The organism is uncultured Algibacter sp. (genome assembly GCF_963976535.1).
Classification (GTDB): Bacteria; Bacteroidota; Bacteroidia; order Flavobacteriales; family Flavobacteriaceae; genus Algibacter_B.
Window position 1 is genome coordinate 75,503 of sequence record NZ_CAXBLF010000003.1, and the last position, 23,750, is coordinate 99,252.

18 protein-coding genes are annotated in these 23,750 nt (G+C 33.4%); 17 read left to right on the forward strand and 1 reads right to left on the reverse strand.

The window, feature by feature from the left end; all coding sequences use genetic code 11:
- The first annotated feature begins 134 nt into the window (after window positions 1-134).
- The 9 genes from AAC024_RS02030 to AAC024_RS02070 all read left to right on the forward strand — a co-directional run bounded on the left by AAC024_RS02030 (window position 135) and on the right by AAC024_RS02070 (window position 16,168).
- Complete coding sequence (locus AAC024_RS02030) at window positions 135-1,493, forward strand: MFS transporter (RefSeq protein ID WP_339893509.1); 1,359 nt, start codon at window positions 135-137, stop codon at window positions 1,491-1,493.
- Window positions 1,494-1,532: 39 nt separating this feature from the next.
- On the forward strand, window positions 1,533-2,213 hold the full coding sequence (pgmB, locus tag AAC024_RS02035; RefSeq protein ID WP_339893510.1) for a beta-phosphoglucomutase: 681 nt from the start codon (window positions 1,533-1,535) through the stop codon (window positions 2,211-2,213).
- Window positions 2,214-2,387: 174 nt separating this feature from the next.
- A complete protein-coding gene (locus AAC024_RS02040) occupies window positions 2,388-4,697 on the forward strand; it encodes a glycoside hydrolase family 65 protein (protein WP_339893511.1) in 2,310 nt (769 codons plus the stop codon).
- 39 nt (window positions 4,698-4,736) lie between these two features.
- Entirely contained in the window at window positions 4,737-6,854 is a 2,118-nt protein-coding gene (locus AAC024_RS02045; RefSeq protein ID WP_339893512.1) for a glycoside hydrolase family 97 protein, read from the forward strand.
- Window positions 6,855-6,863: 9 nt separating this feature from the next.
- Window positions 6,864-8,843, forward strand: a complete 1,980-nt coding sequence (locus tag AAC024_RS02050) for a glycoside hydrolase family 13 protein (RefSeq protein ID WP_339893513.1) — start codon at window positions 6,864-6,866, stop codon at window positions 8,841-8,843.
- Between the two features lie 133 nt (window positions 8,844-8,976).
- On the forward strand, window positions 8,977-10,164 hold the full coding sequence (locus AAC024_RS02055; RefSeq protein WP_339893514.1) for an alpha/beta hydrolase-fold protein: 1,188 nt from the start codon (window positions 8,977-8,979) through the stop codon (window positions 10,162-10,164).
- Window positions 10,161-12,038, forward strand: coding sequence for an alpha-amylase family glycosyl hydrolase (locus AAC024_RS02060; protein ID WP_339893515.1), 1,878 nt, complete (start codon window positions 10,161-10,163; stop codon window positions 12,036-12,038). The genes AAC024_RS02055 and AAC024_RS02060 overlap by 4 nt, the downstream gene beginning before the upstream one ends.
- Before the next feature lie 4 nt (window positions 12,039-12,042).
- Window positions 12,043-13,695 carry an alpha-amylase family glycosyl hydrolase gene (locus AAC024_RS02065; protein WP_339893516.1) on the forward strand — a complete coding sequence of 551 codons (1,653 nt, stop codon included), beginning with the start codon at window positions 12,043-12,045 and terminating at the stop codon, window positions 13,693-13,695.
- A gap of 100 nt (window positions 13,696-13,795) precedes the next feature.
- Window positions 13,796-16,168, forward strand: coding sequence for a GAF domain-containing protein (locus tag AAC024_RS02070; RefSeq protein ID WP_339893517.1), 2,373 nt, complete (start codon window positions 13,796-13,798; stop codon window positions 16,166-16,168).
- On the opposite strand, the gene AAC024_RS02075 is transcribed toward AAC024_RS02070, so the two are convergent.
- Complete coding sequence (locus AAC024_RS02075) at window positions 16,165-17,361, reverse strand: Pycsar system effector family protein (protein WP_339893518.1); 1,197 nt, start codon at window positions 17,359-17,361, stop codon at window positions 16,165-16,167. The two genes, AAC024_RS02070 and AAC024_RS02075, sit on opposite strands and share 4 nt — an antisense overlap.
- A 209-nt stretch (window positions 17,362-17,570) precedes the next feature.
- Between AAC024_RS02075 and msrB the strand changes: the two genes are divergently transcribed.
- The 8 genes from msrB to AAC024_RS02115 all read left to right on the forward strand — a co-directional run bounded on the left by msrB (window position 17,571) and on the right by AAC024_RS02115 (window position 23,735).
- The gene (gene msrB / locus AAC024_RS02080; protein WP_339893519.1) at window positions 17,571-18,017 is read left to right on the forward strand and encodes a peptide-methionine (R)-S-oxide reductase MsrB; all 447 of its coding nucleotides are present in this window, start codon (window positions 17,571-17,573) and stop codon (window positions 18,015-18,017) included.
- A gap of 86 nt (window positions 18,018-18,103) precedes the next feature.
- The gene (gene msrA, locus AAC024_RS02085; protein ID WP_339893520.1) at window positions 18,104-18,643 is read left to right on the forward strand and encodes a peptide-methionine (S)-S-oxide reductase MsrA; all 540 of its coding nucleotides are present in this window, start codon (window positions 18,104-18,106) and stop codon (window positions 18,641-18,643) included.
- A gap of 5 nt (window positions 18,644-18,648) precedes the next feature.
- A complete protein-coding gene (locus AAC024_RS02090) occupies window positions 18,649-19,170 on the forward strand; it encodes a redoxin domain-containing protein (protein ID WP_339893521.1) in 522 nt (173 codons plus the stop codon).
- 2 nt (window positions 19,171-19,172) lie between these two features.
- Window positions 19,173-19,415, forward strand: coding sequence for a glutaredoxin domain-containing protein (locus tag AAC024_RS02095; RefSeq protein ID WP_339893522.1), 243 nt, complete (start codon window positions 19,173-19,175; stop codon window positions 19,413-19,415).
- Between the two features lie 61 nt (window positions 19,416-19,476).
- A complete protein-coding gene (locus tag AAC024_RS02100; RefSeq protein WP_339893523.1) occupies window positions 19,477-21,039 on the forward strand; it encodes a YdiU family protein in 1,563 nt (520 codons plus the stop codon).
- Window positions 21,039-21,581, forward strand: coding sequence for a peptide-methionine (S)-S-oxide reductase (locus tag AAC024_RS02105; protein WP_339893524.1), 543 nt, complete (start codon window positions 21,039-21,041; stop codon window positions 21,579-21,581). The genes AAC024_RS02100 and AAC024_RS02105 overlap by 1 nt, the downstream gene beginning before the upstream one ends.
- On the forward strand, window positions 21,550-22,770 hold the full coding sequence (locus AAC024_RS02110; RefSeq protein WP_339893525.1) for a bifunctional alpha/beta hydrolase/OsmC family protein: 1,221 nt from the start codon (window positions 21,550-21,552) through the stop codon (window positions 22,768-22,770). Before AAC024_RS02105 ends, AAC024_RS02110 begins: the two co-directional genes overlap by 32 nt.
- On the forward strand, window positions 22,770-23,735 hold the full coding sequence (locus AAC024_RS02115) for an aldo/keto reductase (RefSeq protein ID WP_339893526.1): 966 nt from the start codon (window positions 22,770-22,772) through the stop codon (window positions 23,733-23,735). The genes AAC024_RS02110 and AAC024_RS02115 overlap by 1 nt, the downstream gene beginning before the upstream one ends.
- The last annotated feature ends 15 nt before the right edge of the window (window positions 23,736-23,750 follow it).

The window sequence follows — 23,750 nt, forward strand, 5'->3', positions numbered from 1 at the left end:
TAAAAATTTTTATTAGGAAAAACAATATTCTTTTATATCTTTGATTCGAAATCAAAACTTATATTTTCACTTCTCACAATAAGTTTTGATAAGTAATACCGCTTATCAAATAGTATTAATTAATATACTATTTAATGGAAAAGCGCAGATTAAGTTTCTGGCAAATTTGGAACATGAGTTTCGGATTTCTGGGGATTCAAATGGGGTTTGCACTCCAAAATGCCAACGCAAGTAGAATACTTCAAATTTTTGGAGCCGATGTTCACGAACTATCATGGTTTTGGATCATTGCGCCTTTAATGGGTTTAATTGTTCAGCCAATTATTGGACATTATAGCGATAAAACTTGGGGAAGATTTGGCAGACGAAAACCATATTTTTTAGTAGGAGCTATTTTAGCGTCTATTGGTTTAGTTTTAATGCCACAAGCAGATATTTTTATAGCTTTTTTACCAGCACTTTGGGTTGGTGCTGGCATGCTTATGATAATGGATGCCTCTTTCAATATTGCTATGGAACCTTTCCGTGCATTAGTTGGCGATAATTTAAGAACCGACCAACGTACATCAGGTTTTAGTGTACAAACAGCACTCATTGGTTTTGGGGCAGTAATCGGTTCATGGTTACCTTACGCATTAACTAATTGGTTTGGAATATCTAACGAAACTGCTGGCGGTACTGTGCCGTTTAATTTGATATTATCTTTCATTATTGGAGCTATTATATTAATCGTTTCAATTTTAGTTACCGTTTTAACTACTAAGGAATATTCACCTGAGGAACTAGCAAGTTTTGAAGATGGCTATGTACATGCTGATACCATAGTTAAAGAAGGTGAAGAAGAAAAATCTAGCTTGTTGGATATTTTTGAAGACTTCAAAAAAATGCCAACAACCATGCGTCAATTAAGTTGGGTGCAATTCTTTTCATGGTTTGGGCTTTTTGGTATGTGGGTGTTTGCCACACCAGCAATTGCACAACATATTTATGGGTTGCCACATACGGATAGTAGCAGTTCTGCCTATCAAGATGCTGGAGATTGGATAGGAATTCTTTTTGGTGTTTACAACCTAATCTCTGCGTTTTATGCCTTTGCGCTGCCTTACATTGCGAAGAAAATTGGACGTAAAAAAACACATTCCATTTCACTTATTATTGGTGGTTTAGGTTTATTGTCTATCTACATTATGCCAGATAAAAACTGGCTTATTGTTTCTATGATAGGTGTGGGAATAGCTTGGGCAAGTATTTTAGCAATGCCTTATGCGATTCTAGCGGGTTCTATCTCCCCTAAAAAAATGGGAGTTTATATGGGGATATTTAACTTTTTTATAGTAATTCCTCAAATAATCAATGCCTTAATTGGCGGGCCACTTGTAAAATATGCGTATGGTAATCAAGCCATATTTGCTTTAATGATGAGTGGTGTTAGTTTTTTAATTGCAGCGTCTTTAGTATATAAAGTTAAAGATGTTGACGATGTAATTCAATAATAAAAATCCCCTCTCCTTTGGAGAGGGTTAGGGAGAGGAATGAACAAAATAGGAGTCATATTCGATTTAGACGGCGTTATTGTAGATACCGCTAAATATCATTTTTTAGCTTGGAAAGACCTTGCAGATGATTTAGGTTTTGAGTTTACCGAAACGCATAACGAACTTTTGAAAGGTGTTAGTCGTGTCAGGTCCTTAGAGATTCTTTTAGATATCGGGAAAGTGGAACTTTCAGATGAAATTAAACAAGAATATCTTATCAGTAAGAATACCCATTACCTTGAGTATATCAACAAAATGGGATCTGAAGAAATTCTGCCAGGAGTAATCGAGCTTTTAGATACTTTGGACAATTTAGGTATTAAATATGTATTAGGTTCTGCAAGTAAAAATGCACCCTTAATTTTGAAGCAAGTTAACTTGATTAAAAGATTTGCTGGTATTGTTGATGGAAACAGTGTTTCTAAAGCTAAGCCAGATCCAGAGGTCTTTTTAATTGGAGCAAAAAAATTGAATTTACAACCAGAACATTGTGTTGTTTTTGAAGATGCGATTGCAGGTGTAGAGGCTGCAAATAAAGCAAATATGATATCAATCGGAATTGGAGATGAACAAACACTTCATGAAGCCGATTTTAATTTTAACAATTTAACTGAAATTAGTTCAAGTTTTATCAAGGAATTAATGAATAGAAAAGAGAAAAAAGAACAAAGAATATAGAGAAGAGAAAAAAGAAAAGAGAACATAGAAGCAAATCTCAAGTTTATTCTTGATTGATAATTTCTAGAGTTTATCTGATTAAAATAAAAAATAATAATCGAGAAATAGAGTCATTAGTTAGTGAGGTCTAACAGCGAAGCGGTCTAATGTCTATTCTCTATCATCTTAATAATAATGAATCAAGATTATATAAAACCAGATAATTGGTCCATCATAGAAGAAGGTTTTGATGCAAGTCGAGTAAAATCTTCAGAGAGTTTATTTAGCATTGGTAACGGTGCTATGGGGCAACGTGCTAATTTTGAAGAACACTATTCAGGTGAAACCTTTCAAGGAAGCTATATTGCTGGGGTTTACTACCCTGATAAAACACGTGTAGGTTGGTGGAAAAATGGCTATCCAGAATATTTTGCAAAGGTATTAAATGCGCCAAATTGGATTGGGATTAACGTAATAGTTGATGGTGCCCCATTGGATTTAAACACCTGTAAATCTGTTGAAGGTTTCAAGCGCGAACTTAATATGAAAGAAGGCTGGTTGTCAAGAAATTTTAAAGCAACCTTACCAAATGATATTCAGGTTGAGGTATCTGTGAAACGGTTTTTAAGCTTAGATTTAGATGCAGTTGGTGCTATTAAATATGAAATAAAACCAGTAAATAAAGACGCTGAAATTATATTTCAACCGTATTTAGATTCTGGTATTACAAATGAAGATACCAATTGGGATGATAAGTTTTGGGATACAACTGATGTAAGTCATGTAAATAACCAAGCTTTTATAGAAGCTAAAACGATGAAAACCGATTTCCATACCTGTACATTCATGGAATCAAAAGTTTACATTGCTGATAAGCCCATTTTGGTTGAACATAATATAAAAGCCGATTCAAATCAGGTGTCTTTTAGTTATGCTTACCCAGTAAAAAAAGGAGATACGTACAGTATTCAAAAGCTTGGCGGTTATACCGTAGATAGAAATCACGACAAATCGAAATTAGTTAAAGTGGCAAAAGAAGTTCTAAAAATTGCCACTAAAAAAGGTTTCAACCAATTACTTGAAGAACAAAAACAAGCTTGGGCAACGATTTGGGAAATGGCTGATATTACTATTGAAGGTGATATAAAAGCGCAACAAGGTATTCGATTTAATATTTTCCAATTAAACCAAACCTATTTAGGTAAAGATTCAACATTAAATATAGGGCCTAAAGGTTTTACAGGTGAAAAATATGGAGGAAGTACCTATTGGGATACAGAAGCATATTGCATCCCTTTTTATATGGCGACTAAAGACCAAAAGGTAGCTAGAGCATTATTGGAATACCGTTATAATCATTTGCAAAAAGCCATTGAAAATGCTGAGAAATTAGGTTTTACTAATGGAGCAGCTTTATATCCAATGGTCACAATGAATGGTGAAGAATGTCATAATGAATGGGAAATTACTTTTGAGGAAATTCATAGAAATGGAGCCATAGCATTCGCTATTTATAACTATTATCGCTATACAGGAGATTACAGTTATATACCAGAAAAAGGATTAGAAGTTTTAATTGGAATTGCTCGTTTTTGGCAACAACGCGCCACATTTTCAACGGATAGAAATCAGTATGTTATTCTTGGTGTAACAGGACCAAATGAATATGAAAATAACGTCAATAATAATTGGTACACTAACTATTTAGCAAAATGGTGTATTGATTATACGCTTGAGCAAATTGAAAAAATTGAAATAGAATATGCTTCAGACTTTTCAAGAATTGCAAAAAAAGTAAAATTATCTAAGAAAGAATTAGGAATATGGAAAGCGGTTGCAGATAATATGTATCTCCCTTACTCTGAAAAACATCAAGTGTATTTACAACAAGATGGGTTTTTAGATAAAGAATTGATTTCAGTTGAAGACTTACCAAAAACACAAAGACCTATAAATCAAAAATGGAGTTGGGACAGAATCTTACGTTCACCATACATAAAACAAGCCGATGTTTTACAAGGTTTCTACTTTTTTGAGGACCAATTTTCTGATGAAGCCTTAGAGCGTCATTTTGATTTTTATGAGCCATTTACTGTTCATGAAAGTTCATTATCACCTTGTGTTCACAGTATTCAAGCCACGAAATTAGATAGAATGGAGCAAGCTTATACCTTCTATTTGCGTACCTCAAGATTAGATTTGGATGACTACAATCACGAAGTACACGAAGGTTTGCATATTACTTCCATGGCAGGAACTTGGATGAGCATTGTTGAAGGTTTTGGCGGTATGAGAATTAAAGATAATAAATTATCATTCACACCAAAAATTCCAAAACAATGGAAAGCCTATTCGTTTAAAGTGAACTTTAGAAACCATGTTATAAAGGTTAATGTTACTCAAGAGCAGACACATTTTGAAATACTTAGTGGTAGTAATCTTGAAATTCTTGTGAATAACAAACCGTTATCGCTAAAAAATAAAGTATTAAGAGCGGTAAGCTAATGACGTTTTTGTAACCATTATAATGCTAAAATCAAAACCATGAAATTTCTATATATATTAAGTTTTACTGTATTATTATCATTTTTGAATCTTGCTAATTCACAAGAGCTAAATTCACCTAATAGTGAATTAACTATGACATTTTCTTTGGAGAATGATGGCACTCCAACTTATGAATTATCTTATAAAAATAAAGAAGTTATAAAGCCAAGTCATCTAGGTTTAGAGTTAAAAGATGATGAAAAATCATTGTTAAATGACTTTAATATTATTAAAACGGAGAATTCAACTTTTGATGATACTTGGACACCAGTTTGGGGCGAGGAAAAAGAAATTAGAAATCATTATAATGAATTAGCGGTAAGCTTAAAACAAAACGAAACCAATCGAATTGTCGTTATCCGTTTTAGATTATTCAACGAAGGATTAGGTTTTCGTTATGAATTTCCACAGCAAGAAAATCTGGTTTATTTCGTAATCAAAGAAGAGAAGTCACAATTTGCTATGACAGGAGACCATACTGCATTTTGGATTCCAGGAGATTATGATACGCAGGAATACGATTATACCGAATCAAAACTTTCAGAAATAAGCTCAAAATTTAATGAGGCTGTTACAAGTAATGCGTCACAACAGCAATTTTCTAAAACAGGTGTACAAACTGCTTTAATGATGAAAACTGCTGAAGGTTTATACATCAATCTTCATGAAGCCGCATTAATTAATTACGCCTGTATGCACCTTAATTTAGATGATGAAAACATGGTTTTTGAATCGTGGTTAACGCCAGATGTAAATGGTGATAAAGGATATATGCAAGCACCATTTAATACACCGTGGCGAACCATTATGGTAAGTGATGATGCACGAGATATATTGACTTCAAAAATAACATTAAACCTGAACGACCCTTGTAAAATAGAAGACACATCTTGGATAAAGCCAGTAAAATATATTGGTGTTTGGTGGGAAATGATTACAGGAAAAAGCTCTTGGGCTTATACTGATGAATTAGCTGCAATTCAATTAGGCATAACAGATTATTCAAAAGTTAAACCTAATAAAACCCATGCGGCAAACAATACGAAAGTAAAACGCTATATTGATTTTGCTTCAGAGCACGATTTTGATGGTGTTTTAGTCGAAGGTTGGAACGAAGGTTGGGAAGATTGGTTTGGAAAATCTAAAGACTATGTGTTCGATTTTGTAACGCCATATCCAGATTTTGATGTTGAAGACATTCATAAGTATGCAAAATCAAAAGGTGTTAAAATGATTATGCATCACGAAACTTCTGGATCGACAAGAAATTATGAACGCCACATGGATAAGGCCTATCAATTCATGAAGGATCATGGTTATGACGCTGTGAAAAGCGGTTATGTTGGCAATATTTTACCAAGAGGCGAACACCATTATAGTCAGTGGATTGTAAATCATTATCAATATGCTATTGAAAAAGCAGCAGATTATAAGGTTATGGTCAATGCCCATGAGGCGGTTAGACCAACTGGGATTTGTAGAACCTATCCCAATTTAATTGGAAATGAATCTGCAAGAGGTACCGAGTTTCAAGCGTTTGGTGGTTCAAAATCAAATCATGTTACCGTATTGCCTTTTACAAGACTCATTGGTGGACCAATGGATTATACGCCAGGGATTTTTGAAATGGATATCAGTAAACTCAATCCTAATAATAATTCTCATGTAAATAGTACCATTGCCAATCAATTAGCATTGTATGTGACGATGTATAGTCCGTTGCAAATGGCAGCAGATTTACCAGAACATTATGAGCAATTTATGGACGCCTTTCAATTTATAAAAGATGTAGCTATTGATTGGGATGAAAGCCTATATTTAGAGGCAGAACCTGGATATTACATCACGGTAGCTCGTAAAGAAAAAGGAAGCAATAATTGGTTTATAGGTAACGTAAATGGCAATAATTCTAGAACTTCAAACATTAAATTAAATTTCCTTGAAAAAGGAAAAAAATATCGCGCTACTATTTATGCCGATGCTAAGGATGCACATTATAAAACAAATCCTCAAGCTTATACTATTAAGACGAAGAAGGTAACGAGTAAATCAAAATTATCTCAGGTATCTGTCCCTGGAGGTGGTTATGCTATTAGTATTATGGAGGTTAAATAAATCAATATTATGAGAGATTATTTTCAAAAACAAAAAATTGACAAACATTATATTTTCATTGGGTTGCTATGTGTATTTGCTTTAAATTTATCTTGCAAAAAAAATAGTAATATGACTGCAGATGAAGTTGGTGAAAAATATTCAATAGTTGAAAAACAGGATATTAAACGTATTGAGCCTCTAAATTGGTGGGTGGGTTTTAAAAACCCAAAACTTCAGCTTTTAGTGCAGCATCCTAATATTTCAGAAAGCACTCCTGAGATGTCGCATCAAGGTGTTTCCATTGAAAAGGTGCATAAAGCGGATAGTCCAAATTACTTGTTCATAGATTTAATTATTTCAGAAGTCACCAAGGCAGGAAAGTTCAATATCATTTTTAAAGAAGAAAATAAAGATGATTTGGTGCAGACTTATGAACTTAAATCAAGAGAAAAAACCTCAGAAGAATATATTGGTTTTGATAGTAGCGATGCTATTTATTTGATTACGCCAGATAGATTCGCCAATGGAAATCCTGAGAATGACATTGTTGAAACCCTTAACGAGAAAACCATCGATAGGAATGATGACTATGCGCGTCATGGTGGCGATATACAAGGTATCACAAATCATTTAGATTATATTGAAGATTTAGGGTTTACTGCTGTTTGGCCGAGTCCGTTGCTGACTAACGATATGCCAAAAGGATCCTATCATGGTTATGCTATGACAGATTTTTATGAAATAGATCCTCGCTTTGGAACTTTAGAAGAATACAAAACGTTGTCTACTAAAATGTCTGAAAAGGGAATGAAGTTAATCATGGATCAAGTGGCTAATCATTCTGGTGTAGAGCATTGGTGGATGAAAGATTTACCATTTAAAGATTGGATAAACCATCAAGAGAATTATGAGAACAATATTGATTCTTGGGATGGTAGCAAAAGTATAATTACTAATCACCGTCGTACTACCAATCAAGATCTGTACGCCGCTGAGATTGATAAAAAAAGTTTGAGCGAAGGCTGGTTTGTTTCGTCGATGCCAGATTTAAATCAACGCAACCCTTTTATGGCTCAATACACCATTCAAAATAGTATTTGGTGGATTGAAACGGCGAATTTGGGTGGCATACGTCAAGATACATACCCTTATCCTGATAAAAATTTTATGAGTCGTTGGGCAGGTGAAATTATGAATGAATATCCAAATTTTAGTATTGTTGGCGAAGAATGGACTAACAACCCGTTGTTGATTGCATATTGGCAACAAGGAAATCCTAATAAAGACGGGTATAAATCAAATTTAAAATCGCCAATGGATTTTGCTATGCAAGAGCACATCGTCAATGGTTTAAATGAAGAAGAATCTTGGGGGGCTGGTTTAATTGATATTTACAGAGGACTAGCAAACGACTTTACCTATGTAAAACCAAAAGACATTATGATTTTCCCTGATAATCATGATATGAGTCGCATTTTTACGCAACTTGATGGTGACATCGCAAACACCAAAATGGCACTGAGTTATATTTCAGTGGTACCTCGCATTCCGCAAATATATTACGGTACAGAAATTTTAATGAATGACTTTGATAAGCCTGGGGATCACGGATTAATCCGTACTGATTTCCCTGGAGGTTGGGAAGGAGATGCCATTAATGCTTTTACTGGAGAAGGTTTGAATGATGAGCAAAAGGATATGCAATCCTTTGTAAAAAAACTTTTGAATTACAGGAAAAGTAGTAAAGCTATTCATGAAGGTAAAACCATTCATTTTGCACCAGAAAATGGAATTTATATGTTGTTCAGAATTTATAAGGACGAAATTCTAGTACACATTATAAATAAGAATCAAGACAAAGTTCAATTGGATTTAAAGCGATTTGAAGAAATTGGTTTAAAGGGAAAAGCAGTTAAAAACATAATTACAGACCATCAATTTTTCTGGGGAGATAATATGACTCTAGAAGAGAAGGGAAGTGTCATGTTAACTACTAAACTGAACTAAAAAATAAATCCTTATCGACCTGCGAGGTTTTAAAAACCTTGTAGGTCTTTTTTAAGTCGTAACTCAAACCTTTTTAAACGAAAAAACATCTTTCTGAAAGGAAAATCTTAAAGACTTCTACAAAATAAAAATAATGAATAAGCATCATCTTATCATATGTAGTCTAGTTATTCTGTGGTCTTGCAAAAACAATAAGCAACAGGGTGCTGATGCGATTTTGGATAATGAGTCTGTAACTTTCGTAATAACCAATTTTCCAGAAGCTCATGATTTTGACGAAGATATTTATATTTCAGGAGATTTTGAAGGTTGGTCTGGTGGTAGCGAGCAATTCAAATTAAAAAAGAAGAATCAGGAGTATATGATTACAATTCCTAAATACCGAGAAAATATAAGTTTCAAGTTTACTAAAGGTAAATGGGGTAGTGAGGAATGTGAAAAAGATGGCAATCCTATCGAGAACAGAACCTATTCATTTTCTAAATTGAAGGATACAGTTAAAATCAGTATTTTAAATTGGATTAATAAAAGGCAACAAAATAAACCATCAACAGCAGCAGAAAATGTTCGAGTATTTGCAGAGCGTTTTGAAATTCCGCAGTTAAATCGCAAGCGTCGTATCAGCGTTTATTTACCACCAAATTATAACGCATCAAATGAAAATTATCCAGTTTTATACATACAAGACGGTCAGAATGTGTTTGATGTTTCCACATCCTACAGTGGCGAATGGGAAGTTGATGAAACTTTAAACACATTATATGAAGAGTCAGGTTTCGGACTTATAGTTGTAGCTATAGACCATGGCGGAGAAAAACGTTTAAACGAGTATTCAGCTTGGGATACTGAGAAGTATGGAAAAGGAGATGGGAAATTATATTTAGACTTTTTAATAAATACTTTAAAACCTGAAATAGATAAAGCATTCAGAACAAAACCAGACAGCCAAAATACCGTTGTAATGGGATCGTCTTTAGGTGGTTTATTTGCCCATTATGCAGCTATTAAACGGTCTGATATATTTGGGAAAGCTGGTGTGTTTTCACCTTCATTTTGGTATGCAAAAGATAGTTTTGAATTTACCGAGAAAGCAACAAACTTAGATCACAGTAAGATTTATTATTTAGTTGGTGCAAAAGAAGGAGATGCTATGGTAAAATCTATCGGACAGATGGTGTTATTATTGAAAGACAAAGATTTTACTGAAGATGAGGTTTTTGAAAAAGTTGTTCCCAATGGAACCCATGGTGAATCTTTTTGGAAATCAGAATTTAAGGAAGCTATTAAATGGTTATTTAAAATAAATAATGATAAAGAATGAAATCATTACAATACATATTTATAGGATTAATGATGTTTGGACAAAGCTGTAATCAGAAAAAAAAAGTAGTAAAAGTAACTACTAATGAGGAAATGGTTATAAAAAAAAAGGAGGTTGTTTATCAGGTTTTTACCCGTTTGTTTGGTAACACCAATACTACTAATAAACCTTGGGGAACTATCGAGGAAAATGGTGTTGGTAAATTCAATGGTTTTACCGCAAAAGCTTTAAAAGAAATTAAAGATTTAGGCGTAACTCATATATGGTTTACCGGAGTGCCTCATCATGGCGTTATAAGAGATTATACCACGTTTGGCATTTCAAATGACGACCCCGATGTGGTAAAGGGGCGCGCAGGTTCACCCTATGCGGTAAAAGATTATTACAATGTAAATCCCGATTTAGCGGAAAATGTTAAGCACAGATTAGAGGAATTTCAAGACCTAATAAAGCGTACACACGAAGCTGGATTAAAAGTGATTATAGATATTGTTCCTAACCATGTGGCACGAAACTATAAAAGTATTTCAAAGCCCGAAGGCATAAAAGATTTTGGTGAAGATGATGATACATCGGTCATTTACCATGTGAATAATAATTTTTATTACAATCCGAATGAAATGTTTAAAGTGCCCGTATGGAAAAATGGATATTCGCCCTTAGGAAATGAAAAACATCCACTTGAAGATGGAGAGTTTCCAGAAATGCCGGCAAAATGGACGGGGAATGGGTCAAGATTATCTCAACCAGATATGAATGATTGGTATGAAACTGTAAAAATTAATTATGGCATTTCACCTGAAGGTAAAAAAGATTTTGACGAACTTCCAGAAGGCTTTGAGAATGAAAATTATGAAAAACATTTTAACTTTTGGAAGGATAAAACCGTTCCTAATTCATGGATAAAGTTCAGAGATATAGCCCTATATTGGTTAGAAATGGGTGTTGATGGCTTTCGTTATGATATGGCAGAAATGGTGCCTGTGGAGTTTTGGAGTTTTATGAATTCATCTGTAAAAATGAAAAACGCAGATGCTTTTTTACTGGCTGAAGTTTATAATCCCGCTCTTTACAGAGATTATATCAAGAAAGGAAAAATGGATTATCTGTATGATAAAGTCCAATTGTATGATACCATAAAAAGTGTGATGCAAGGCAAAGGAAAAACAGATTATATTCCGCCAATTCTAGATGATTTAAAAGACATAGAACATCACATGCTTCATTTTTTAGAAAACCATGATGAACAACGTTTAGCTAGTCCAGAGTTTGCAGGAAATGCTGAAAAGGGGAAGTCAGCTATGGTCGTTTCTGCAACGTCCACAACAGCACCAACTATGATTTATTTCGGTCAGGAAGTAGGTGAAGACGGATCTGAAGAAACAGGATTTGGAGATCCTACAAGAACATCTATTTTTGATTATGTTGGTGTGCCAGCACATCAGCGTTGGGTGAATAACAAACAGTTTGATGGTGGGCAATTAACGAACGAAGAAAAGGATTTAAGAGACTTTTACAAAAGACTTTTAAATTTCACAATAAGCAGTAGTGCTTTGGTAGGAGATTATCAAGATATTCATTTGTATAATCGAGAACATACAGAAGGTTACAGTGCTAAAGTACTGTCTTTTGTGCGTTGGAGTGATGATGAAAAACTCATCATTGTTTCAAATTTTGATAATAAAAAGAGTTATGGATTTGAATTGAAAATACCTAAGCATGTAATCGAACCTTGGAAGTTGGCTGAAAAGACTTACGATGTTGAAGACCAATTATACAATCAATTTAATACAACTTTAATAGTTGAAAATGGTATTGGAACTATAAAAATAAAGCTAGATGCATTACAATCTTTCATCTTAAAAATTAAATAGAAATATGAAGTATTTTTTAGTCTTAATCTCGTTTTTAGTTTTTTTTAATTGTGAAGACAAAAAGGATATTCTTCAAGAAAAACCAAAAACACCTTTTGTTTGGGAAGGTGCAAATATATATTTCTTACTAACAGATCGTTTTAATAATGGCGATACTTCTAACGACATTAATTTTGATAGAAATTTAGAAACAGGAAAGCTTCGCGGTTTTGAAGGTGGAGATATTAAAGGAATTACAAAAAAGATAAAAGAGGGCTATTTTACTGATCTTGGAATCAATGCCATTTGGATGACACCTATTGTAGAGCAAATTCATGGAGGTACAGACGAGGGCACTGGTTTAAGTTATGGATTTCATGGGTATTGGGCAAGTGATTGGACAGCAGTAGATCCAAACTTTGGAACTAAAGAAGATTTGCATAAATTGGTTGAAACTGCTCATAAGCATGGTATTCGTATTTTACTTGATGCAGTCATAAATCATACAGGGCCAGTAACTGAGAAAGATTCTCTATGGCCAGAGAAATGGATACGCACCGAACCACAATGCGATTATCAATCTTATGATAAAACAATTACCTGTACGCTAGTTAAAAACCTTCCAGATATTAAAACTGAAAGTGATGAAGCTGTTGCCTTACCACCACAACTAGTTAAAAAATGGAAAACCGAAGGCAGATACGAGCAAGAAGTAGCGGAATTAGATGCGTTTTTTAAACGAACAGGGCATCCAAGAGCACCACGTTTTTATATTATGAAATGGCTTACAGATTATATCACAGAATTTGGAATTGATGGTTATCGCGTTGATACGGTTAAACATGTTGAAGAGCGTGTTTGGCAAGAGTTTAAGGTGGTATGTGATTTTACTTTCGGACAATTCAAAAAAAATAATCCAGATAAAGTGCTCGATGATAATAATTTTTATTTAGTTGGTGAGGTTTATAACTACGGAATTTCAGCTGCCAAAGCATTTGATTTTGGCGATAAAAAAGTAGATTATTTTGATAAAGCGTTTAACGGACTTATTAATTTTGAAATAAAATGGGATGCCGCTCAAATGCCAACCGAGGACATGTTCAAAAAATATTCTGATATTTTAAATTCAGAATTAAAAGGATATAGCGTGTTAAATTATTTAAGTTCTCATGATGATAGTGAACCATTTGATCCCACAAGAGAAAAACCATTTGAAACAGCTACTAAACTATTATTATGTCCTGGCGTATCTCAAGTGTATTATGGTGATGAGTCGGCACGATCGCTTGTTATAGAAGGTACTGTAGGTGATGCAACATTACGCTCCTTTATGAATTGGGACGCTGTTCAAAATACTCCCAAAACAAAAGCAGTTTTAGAACATTGGCAAAAATTAGGTCAGTTTCGGGCAAACCATCCAGCTGTTGGTGCAGGTGTTCATCAAATGATAACGGAGTCTCCTTATTTGTTCTACAGAAGTTTTTCAAAAGATGATTTCAAAGATTTAGTTGTTGTTGGTTTAGATTTACCAATTGGAGAAAAAGTGTTAGATGTTTCAAAGGTATTTGAAAATGGTGACACACTTCACGATGCATATTCTGGTATTTCGAATAAAGTAGTCGATGGAAAAATCGCTATTGATTCTAAATTTAATATGATACTGCTAGAAAAGATATAAGAAAACCTTATTTTTTAGTAACAAATTTATAGTTAGGTAGTCTAGTTACTATCGACTAACGCAATAATTCGTAATTTTGTTATACAAAAATTTTCTTAGTATGGATATTAATGATAATGTTGAAACACCAATGATTTTGAAAGTTGGTTTTAATAAACTACTTGAGCATTACGAAAACTTGGCAAAAAGTAATGATGAATTTTTATCAGCTAACGCAAAGCGTGTTTTAAAATCTGCTGAATCATATCCAGAGTTAAGAGCTGGTTTTAGTGATACTCAAGTGTTAAAAGACAGGGAAAAAGAGATTCGTTTAATCCTACAAGATTCTTTTGCTCCTATTTTATCTAGAAATGAGATTAAAACGGCTTCAGTACCCTTCCACGATTTGATTTTTAATTCATCTGAACGTTTTAAAAACATCATTGAAATTGCTGGTGGGGGATTTGAATTGAATATCAAAAATATGCCTGATGATCATCGGTATATTATTGCTTGTACCATTATCTTAAATTACTGTTACGGTTATAATCTGAATTTTAAGCGTCCGTTTTACTATGAAATCCCCGATGCTAATGGGGTTCTTAGATATTATAAAATTCTTTATAATGCTGATTTTTGCGAAATAGAGGCAACAGATAAGGCGAAAAAAATTACTCATGAGGATTACAACCAACTTTTAGATAACTTTGATAACCTTGCACTTTGGAAAGAAAAATTTCCTCCTGATAGCTATATCTTCAATGGGTTTGTGATTTCAAATATTTTTGATGTTACCGAAGATCAATCCATTTCAAATATAAAATCCAGTTTAATTGGAGAGGATAAACGTAAAGATGAAAACTTTATACAAGGGTTTCATGAAATCTTTAGATCGCTCTTGGGTATAAACGATATCAAAGTAGGGTTTTCAATTTATAACCAGGAAGAAGATGTTTTTGAACGTGTTTACGGTGTAGGAATGCATAGTTATCTTCTTGGAGATATGGAAACCAGAAAGTGCTCAGACGCTTTATGTGGTTGGTCATATAATAGGTTATTGAAAGAGAACAATTATTTTTCTGTGTCTGATGTAGATCGCGATTTTGAAAAGTCAAAAGGGAAAGCACCTCACATTGTAAACTTAAAGAAACAAGGCATTAAGAGTGCTATTTTTGCTCCTATTGCAAATGACAAAGGTTTAATGGGGATTATAGAAATTGTTTCTCCCACTCCTCAAATGCTTAATAGTATTAATGCTAATAAGTTAATAGATGTTATGCCGTTTATTGTATCGGCTGTTGAACGCTCTAAGAACGATGAAGAAAACTTAATAGAAGCCATTATTCAAAAAGAATGCACGTCTATTCATCCAAGTGTACATTGGCGTTTTGCTAAAGAAGCTAAAAATTTCATTAAAGATGAAATGGAAGGAAAAGAAGCTTCATTTAAAAAAATTGCCTTTGATAATATTTATCCGTTATATGGACAGATTGATATTAAAGGGTCTTCGGAAGCTCGAAATAAAGCAACTAAAGAAGATTTAACACTTCAACTAAAAGCGGTAAAAAGTGTTTTAAAAAAAGCTTCTGAAATTGAAGTATTACCAATATATGAGCAATTTATTTTTCAGATTAATACCTATCAAAAAGGATTAGCTGAGCATTTTCAGGTAGATAGTGAGCAACAAATTTCAAGTTTTTTCAAACTAGACATAGAGCCGCTTCTAAAACACCTTTATCAGATTGAGGGTTTAAAAGAAGACATTCAAGAATATTATGATAGTATTGATGATAAGGTAAACGTGTTGTACAAGCACCGAAAAGATTACGACGATACTATTGCTAAAATTAATGCAGAAATGGCGTCTTTGTTAGATAAAAAGCAGGTAGAAGCGCAACAGATGTATCCACACTATTTTGAGCGTTTTAAAACGGATGGTGTTGAGCACAACATGTATATAGGTGAATCCATTACAAAAGAAGCTAGTTTTAATCAAATTTACTTGTACAATTTGCGTTTATGGCAGTTACAAGTGATGTGTGAAATGGAGAATGCATATTACCAAATGCAATCTGATTTCCCTGTTTCGCTTGATGTGGCATCTATGATTTTGGTGTTTAGTCAGCCTCTATCTATAAGCTTTAGAATGGATGAAAAGCAATTTGATGTTGATGGAACCTATAATGCACGTTATGAAATTGTGAAAAAACGAGTAGATAAAGCTTTTATAAAAGGCACCAAAGAACGTGTTACTCAAAAAGGGAAAATAAGTATTGTTTATTCTCAAAAGCTAGACGAGGTAGAATATTTAAGTTATGTCAAGTTTTTACAGTCTAAACATTATTTAGATAACGATATTGAAATTGTAGAACTACAGGATTTGCAAGCCGTAACAGGGCTTAAAGCCATCAGGGTAAGTGTGCTATATCATAAAAATGAAGATGATAAAGCCTTCTATACTTATAATGATTTAATGAAAGAGATTAAAGCTTAAGCAATTCCACCAAAATATTTAAAAGCAATAGCAAAAGAAATAACACTCACGATAATTCCCACCATAAAAACGGAATAGGTAAGTCTTAATATTTTATATTTTTTATCAAGCACTAAGCCTAAAAAGTATAAATCCTTTTTCATAGATGAATACAGGTAGTCTCTATCTTGCATCATTTCACCCATAGCCCATTCAAAATCTTTCAAACTCATTTTATGAAAGTTTCCGAAGAATAATAGGTTTACTTTTTTATTAGCAACATCTTCTTTAGTGAATTTGCCACTTGTTACATTTGGTCGTGTTGCTAAAATAGATAATACAATAGATGCTACAGTAAAACCAACGAAAATAACCGTAGGCCAAATTAAATAATCATTAGAAGGATTATCTAGTTTAGACACAAGGTTAGAGAGCACTAAAGACACGATAATAGCATTAACTGATAATAAAATATTAGCCTTAGTATCGGCAATATTACTTAAGGTTATATGATTTTTAAGTGTTACTCTAAACATGGTTTCAATACCACGCTCGGGTAATTCTACCTTATTTTTTTTAAAATTTAATTCTTCCTTTTTTTGCTTTATTTTTTTATTATCGGCATTTAATTTCTTTCTTAATTTAAGTAATTCTGATAAATTTTTGCTTTTTCGCTTATCCCAACTTAAAGCAGCTTCATTGGTATGGAACTGATGTTTCTTGGATAAAAAATTAATGTTTTCATCTAGCCATTCTATTTCGGTAAATGTTCTGTCACATTTTAATTCCCATTCTTTTCGGAGTAACTCAGAAATTTCCAGATAGTTTTTACTTCCAATATGCGAGCAATCAGCATCTCTAATTATTTTTTCTAGTTGATTATTAGGAACAGCATCCATTTTAGTGGCTAATATTAAATCACAAATAACTTTGATGTCTGTTTTAGAATATTTTTCAGCTTCCAAAAAAGCTTTTGCAATAGCAACACTCTCGTTTTCATGATTTTTTTCACCTTTAGTATAGCCCGTATCATGGAACCAAGCGGCTATCAAAAGTAGGCTTTTTTGTGCTTCATCAATCTTAGAAAGTTCAGCCAAGGTTTTAGCATCTTCAACAACACGTTGTGTATGAGTAAGGTTGTGATACGTAAAAGAGGTGTCTAACTTTTCAATTAGTTGGTTAACTACAAATTTTTCAACTTCTTCAATCAACATATTTAGAATTTATAGAATGTTTATTAAGTAAAAATACTAAACTTTATCAACATTAAAATAATGTAACGATAACGTCATATTTTGTCGTAAATTTCATTAATGCTTTCAGTAATACTAAATAATTTAGAGGTTGTAAGTTTTTGAATGTAATTTCGACTTACTAAAATGTTGAAAGCATATATTAATTTAATAAAGAAAGGACAAAGCATATGCTAACTTGGAAAGAAGTCATCAACTTTTCCGTAAAAGGAAACCCAACTCCAGATAAACGAGTTGAAAAATCAGAAGCCGAATGGCAAGGGCTGTTAACTCCAGAGCAGTTTAGAATCACAAGACTTAAAGGAACAGAAAGACCACACAGTGGTGCGCTTTGTAGTATCCATGAAGCTGGAAAGTACAATTGTGTGTGTTGTGATACACCATTATTTGATTCTACTATTAAGTTTGAATCGGGAACCGGGTGGCCAAGTTTTACACAGCCCATTAAAGAAAACGCTATTAAATATGAAAGAGATTCGGCTTTAGGAATGGTACGCGTTGAGGTGTTATGTAATACTTGCGATGGGCATTTAGGGCACGTGTTTCCTGATGGTCCAGAACCTAGTGGATTGCGATATTGCATTAATTCAGAATCTATGCAATTAGAGAAAGAATAAGAAATTTTAAGTTTAATAAATCCTTCCCTTTTTTAAGGGAAGGTGGATTTAATTCTGATAAGAATTGAAGACGGAAGGGTAAAAAAATGAGAACTAACAATTTACAAATTGCCACAGTTGGTGGTGGCTGTTTTTGGTGTACAGAAGCAGTATTTCAAGAAGTAAAAGGTGTTGAAAAAGTAGTGTCGGGTTATTCTGGAGGGAATGTTCCTGGACGTCCCACGTATCGTGAGATATGTTCTGGTTTAACAGGGCATGCCGAAGTAATACAAATTACATTTGATGCTGATGTGATTTCTTACGAAGATATTCTAGTTATTTTTATGACGACGCACGATCCTACAACCTTAAATAAACAAGGTGCAGATCGAGGCACGCAATATCGTTCAGTGATTTATTATCATAACGAGTTGCAAAAGGAAATAGCTGAAATTGTTTCAAAAGAAGTTACGCCTTATTATGAAGACCCTATTGTGACTGAAATTAGTCCTTTAGCAGTTTTTTATGAAGCGGAAAAGGAACATCAAGATTACTACAGAAATAATCAGTCACAAGGCTATTGCAGTTTTGTAATTACACCAAAATTGGCAAAACTTAGAAAACTTCATGCAGATAAATTGAAGTAGAACTAATGAAAATTAAATTTAAAGAAAGGGATAATTATATGTCTAATCAATTAGAACATAAACAAGTATTTAAAGCTCCAGAATTTGATATTAATCAATGGGTTGATGCCCATGGAAGTAAAACAGAACCAATAAAACTTGCCGATTTTAAAGGAAAATTTAAAATTGTGTATTGTTTTCAAAGTTGGTGTCTAGGATGCCATAGTAAAGGGTTGCCTGATTTGAAAAAAATGGTAGAGGCTTCAAAGAGCAATGAGAATGTTGTTTTTTTAGCAGTTCAAACTGTTTTTGAAGGGCATCATGAAAACACTTATGAAAAGATGATTGAAACTCAAAAGCAATATGAATTAATGATTCCCTTTGGGCATGATGCTGGCGATGATGGTAAATCTATTTCTAATATTATGAAGAACTACCAAACAGGAGGAACACCTTGGTTTTTGTTTATTGATAAACATGACAATGTGGTATTTTCAGATTTTCATTTGAATCCAGATGCGTCAATTGAGTTGCTGAAAACTATGTAATTTTGAAAATAGATATTAAACTTTATGGCGCCGGAAGGTGCCATAAAACACAATATTATAAAAAGCATTTGGAAGATTTGAATTTGAAATATGCGTTTCTTGACGTAGAATTAAATAATGAAAATGCTAAAGAATTAAGAAGTCTCTATGAAAACGGAAAGCTTAATTTTCCAACGATTACTATTGGAGAAAAGAAGTTAAGAAACTCGTCGGATAAAGATTCGAAGAAATGGCTTAATAAATAATGGCCTAATTTATACCGACCTGCAAGGTTTCCAAAACCTTGTAGGTCTTTTAAGGAAAAAAATGAAACTAAACATAAAAGATAAATTCAACAAAAAATTACCAGCAGACCCCATTTTGGAAAATACCAGAAGACAAGTTTCTAAAGTGTGTTTTTCTTATGTAACACCAAAACAAACAGCAAACTCAGAATTATTACACGTATCTCCAGAAATGCTCAAAAACATAGGATTAACTGATGTTGATGCTAAAAGCGATGATTTTTTAAATGTCTTTACAGGCAATGAAGTACTGCAAGACGCAACCCCTTATGCGATGTGTTATGGCGGACATCAATTCGGAAATTGGGCAGGTCAATTAGGCGATGGTCGCGCTATAAATTTATTTGAAGTAGAACACAACAATAAAAATTGGGTATTACAATTAAAAGGTGCTGGAGAAACGCCATATTCAAGAACTGCCGATGGTTTAGCGGTATTGCGATCTTCTATTCGAGAGTATTTGTGTAGTGAAGCCATGTTTCATTTGGGAGTCCCAACTACTAGAGCTTTGTCTTTGGCATTATCTGGAGACCAAGTATTGCGAGATGTTATGTATGATGGCAATTCTGCTTACGAAAAAGGAGCAATTGTTTGTAGAACAGCCGAATCTTTTTTACGCTTTGGGAGTTATCAAATTTTTTCAGCAAGACAAGATGAAGAGACGCTTAAAACGTTGGTTGATTATACTATAAAACATCATTTTTCACATTTAGGAAAGCCTTCAAAAGAGATATATATTCAGTTTTTTAAAGAAGTTTCGGAGCGTACTCTAGATATGATCATCCATTGGCAACGTGTTGGTTTTGTGCATGGTGTGATGAATACCGATAATATGTCCATTTTAGGATTAACTATAGATTATGGCCCTTATGGTTGGTTAGAAGGCTACGATTATGGTTGGACACCAAACACTACGGATAGGCAACATAAACGTTACCGTTATGGAAGCCAACCCAATATTGGCTTTTGGAATTTATTACAATTGGCAAATGCGATTTATCCCTTAATTGAAGAAGCAGAACCTTTGGAAACTATATTAAATCAATATAAGACAGATATTGAAAAAGGCTCTCTTAATATGATGCGTTCCAAACTAGGATTACATACTAAAGATAAAAAAGATCAATCTCTCATTCAAGAATTGGAGGATATTTTGCATTTAACAGAAACGGATATGACGATTTTATTCAGGAATTTAAGTGATTTCAAAAAAAACGAAAAATCTAATGGGTTAACAATAATTCAGAATGCATTTTATGAACCAGATGAGGTTATTGGCAATGTAAAAAATCGTTGGGTAGCTTGGTTTAAAAATTATGCTGACAGACTGAAAAAAGAGACCTTTACAGACGAAGAAAGAAAAGCAAAAATGAATAGGGTTAACCCTAAATATGTATTACGCAATTATATGGCGCAATTAGCCATTGATGATGCAGATAAAGGAGATTATAAGTTGATAGATGAATTGTTTCAAATGCTTAAAAAACCATATGACGAACAATCAGAGTATCAAAAATGGTTTGTGAAGCGCCCAGATTGGGCTAGAGATAAAGTAGGGTGTTCCATGTTGTCCTGTAGTTCGTAATGGAAGTGTTACAGAAAATAGCTCTTGGAGGTGGTTGCCATTGGTGTACCGAAGCGGTATTTCAATCCTTAATTGGTGTTTCAAAAGTAGAGCAAGGTTTTGTGGCTTCAACTGGAGATAATAACACCTTTTCAGAAGCGGTTATTGTCCATTTTAATGCTGAAGACATATCAATGGGAATACTTATTGAAATCCATTTACATACTCATAAAAGTGAATCGAATCATTCTATGCGAACCAAATACCGTTCGGCAGTATATGTGTTTTCAGAAGCACAAAAACAGGAAGCTGAACAAATTTTAGCATGGCTTCAAAATAAATTTGAAAATAAATTGATAACAGAAGTTTTAGCTTTTAAATCATTCAAAGCCTCACGAGAGCAAATTCAAAATTATTATTATAATAATCCAGAAAAACCTTTTTGTGAACGTTTTATCAATCCCAAATTGGTGCTATTGCTAAAACGATTTTCAAATTATACCAATCAGAATAAATTAAAACATCTAAAAAATGAGCAGTATCAAACTGAATATTCAAAATAAAAAAGGACATAAGTTACAAGCATTTTTAGAACTACCTGCAGATCAAAAACCACAGTACTACGCTATTTTCGCGCATTGTTTTACGTGTAGTAGTGCTTTGGGTGCTGTGAAAAATATTAGCAGGTCTCTTACAAGTCATGGATTTGGAGTGGTGCGTTTTGATTTTACGGGATTAGGAAGAAGTGAAGGCGAATTTGCCGAAAGTTATTTTTCTGCAAATGTTGATGATTTAATGGCTGTGAATGACTATTTGAAAGCACATTATCAAGCACCTAGTTTATTGGTTGGACACTCGTTAGGTGGCGCTGCGGTAATTGTTGCTGCATCTAAATTAGAAAATATAAAAGCGGTTGCTACAGTTGGCGCACCTGCAACGGTAAGTCATGTAACGCATTTGTTTTCGCATGGAATTGAAGAGGTAAATGAAAAAGGTGAAGTAGAAGTGAATATTGGTGGCAGACCATTCAAAATTAATGAAGAATTTGTAGAAGATTTTGGTAAAATTGATTTGCCAGAAATCACAAAAAATTTACGAAAACCATTATTGATTATGCACGCCCCTTTTGATCAAATTGTGGGTATAGATAATGCACACAAACTATATCATGGTGCGCATCATCCTAAAAGTTTTGTGAGTTTAGATGATGCTGACCACTTACTATCAAATTCAAAAGATAGTATGTATGTTGGGAATATGATTGGTACTTGGGTACAGCGTTATTTTGAACAGCAAGATAATACTATGTTAGAGACCAAAGGCGAACAACTTGTAGCGCATTTGAACTTAGTTGAAGATAATTTTACGACATCAATTCAAACTAAAAAACACAATTTTATAGCAGATGAACCTGCGAGTATTGGAGGAGACGATTTTGGGCCATCGCCTTACGATTATTTAAGTGCAGGATTAGCCGCATGTACGGTTATGACTCTAAAAATGTATGCACAACGCAAAAAATGGGATTTACAAGAGGTTTACGCCTATATTACCTATTCTAAAAAGCACAGTGACGATTTAATGTTGGATGTTGATAAACCAACAAGAATAGACCATCTTCAAAAAAGATTAAAATTTGTCGGTGATTTGGATGAACAACAAAAAGCCAAATTAAAAGAGATTGCTTCAAAATGTCCAGTACACAGAACATTAATATCCGATATAATTATTGAAACAGAAGTTATAGATTAATGAAAAAGAATTCGAAAACACAAATAGGATTAGGTTTAGCAGCTTTAGGCAGACCAGAATATATAAATATTAGAACAGATAATTCGATTGATAAATCTGAAGAAGCCTTCAAAAAGAACACCTTTTCTGTGTTAAATGAAGCTTATAAATTGGGAGTTCGGTATTTCGATACAGCACCATCTTATGGAAAAGGCGAAGCTTTTTTACAGGAATGGAATGATGTAAATAGTCATTCAGATGTGGTTTTAGGTACAAAATGGGGGTATACTTATGTAGCTAATTGGGAGTTAGGTTTTGAAGGAAAACATGAAGTAAAAGAACATTCTTTAAAAAAGTTGGTAGAACAATGGCAAGTTTCAAAGCAAATGCTTCCAAAACTAAAATACTACCAAGTGCATTCAGAAACTTTTGAAAGTGGTATTTTAGAAAATGAAACTGTTTTAAATCAATTGTCCCAAATAAAAAAGGAAACAGGGTTGCATATTGGAATCACAACGAGCGGTTCAAACCAAAAAGAGGTGATTGTCGCTGCGTTAAAAGTTTCAGTAGAGAATGAATTATTATTTGATAGTTTTCAGGTAACTTATAATATTTTCGAACAATCTACTTTTTCAATTTTAAAAGCTATTTTAAAACAAGGAAAGAAAGTGATTATTAAGGAAGCTTTGGCAAATGGTCGCGTTTTTCAAAATGAAAATTTTCAGCATTATTCTGAAGCATATAAAATCTTAAATCAATTATCAAAAAAGTATGAAGTCGGTTTTGATGCTATTGCTTTGCGCTTTGTAATGGATAGTTTACAGCCAACTTATGTGCTTAGTGGCGCGTCAAACAAATTACAATTAACTCAAAATTTGAAAGCTTTAAATTTTAGTTTTACTTTGGAAGAATTAGAGCTATTAAAAGCATCTCAAGTTAACCCTGAATTATATTGGACAGAACGTGGTTTCTTGTTGTGGAATTAATTTTTAGTTTTAAAT

What these genes read in the sequence shown, in the direction of transcription:
- AAC024_RS02070 (WP_339893517.1), top strand. Translation starts at nt 13,796, where the DNA reads ATGGATATTAATGATAATGTTGAAACACCAATGATTTTGAAAGTTGGT.
- AAC024_RS02030 (WP_339893509.1), top strand. Translation starts at nt 135, where the DNA reads ATGGAAAAGCGCAGATTAAGTTTCTGGCAAATTTGGAACATGAGTTTC.
- msrB (WP_339893519.1), top strand. Translation starts at nt 17,571, where the DNA reads ATGCTAACTTGGAAAGAAGTCATCAACTTTTCCGTAAAAGGAAACCCA.
- AAC024_RS02050 (WP_339893513.1), top strand. Translation starts at nt 6,864, where the DNA reads ATGAGAGATTATTTTCAAAAACAAAAAATTGACAAACATTATATTTTC.
- AAC024_RS02065 (WP_339893516.1), top strand. Translation starts at nt 12,043, where the DNA reads ATGAAGTATTTTTTAGTCTTAATCTCGTTTTTAGTTTTTTTTAATTGT.
- AAC024_RS02110 (WP_339893525.1), top strand. Translation starts at nt 21,550, where the DNA reads ATGAGCAGTATCAAACTGAATATTCAAAATAAAAAAGGACATAAGTTA.
- AAC024_RS02045 (WP_339893512.1), top strand. Translation starts at nt 4,737, where the DNA reads ATGAAATTTCTATATATATTAAGTTTTACTGTATTATTATCATTTTTG.
- msrA (WP_339893520.1), top strand. Translation starts at nt 18,104, where the DNA reads ATGAGAACTAACAATTTACAAATTGCCACAGTTGGTGGTGGCTGTTTT.
- AAC024_RS02040 (WP_339893511.1), top strand. Translation starts at nt 2,388, where the DNA reads ATGAATCAAGATTATATAAAACCAGATAATTGGTCCATCATAGAAGAA.
- AAC024_RS02105 (WP_339893524.1), top strand. Translation starts at nt 21,039, where the DNA reads ATGGAAGTGTTACAGAAAATAGCTCTTGGAGGTGGTTGCCATTGGTGT.
- AAC024_RS02090 (WP_339893521.1), top strand. Translation starts at nt 18,649, where the DNA reads ATGAAAATTAAATTTAAAGAAAGGGATAATTATATGTCTAATCAATTA.
- AAC024_RS02055 (WP_339893514.1), top strand. Translation starts at nt 8,977, where the DNA reads ATGAATAAGCATCATCTTATCATATGTAGTCTAGTTATTCTGTGGTCT.
- AAC024_RS02100 (WP_339893523.1), top strand. Translation starts at nt 19,477, where the DNA reads ATGAAACTAAACATAAAAGATAAATTCAACAAAAAATTACCAGCAGAC.
- AAC024_RS02060 (WP_339893515.1), top strand. Translation starts at nt 10,161, where the DNA reads ATGAAATCATTACAATACATATTTATAGGATTAATGATGTTTGGACAA.
- pgmB (WP_339893510.1), top strand. Translation starts at nt 1,533, where the DNA reads ATGAACAAAATAGGAGTCATATTCGATTTAGACGGCGTTATTGTAGAT.
- AAC024_RS02075 (WP_339893518.1), bottom strand. Translation starts at nt 17,361, where the DNA reads ATGTTGATTGAAGAAGTTGAAAAATTTGTAGTTAACCAACTAATTGAA.
- AAC024_RS02115 (WP_339893526.1), top strand. Translation starts at nt 22,770, where the DNA reads ATGAAAAAGAATTCGAAAACACAAATAGGATTAGGTTTAGCAGCTTTA.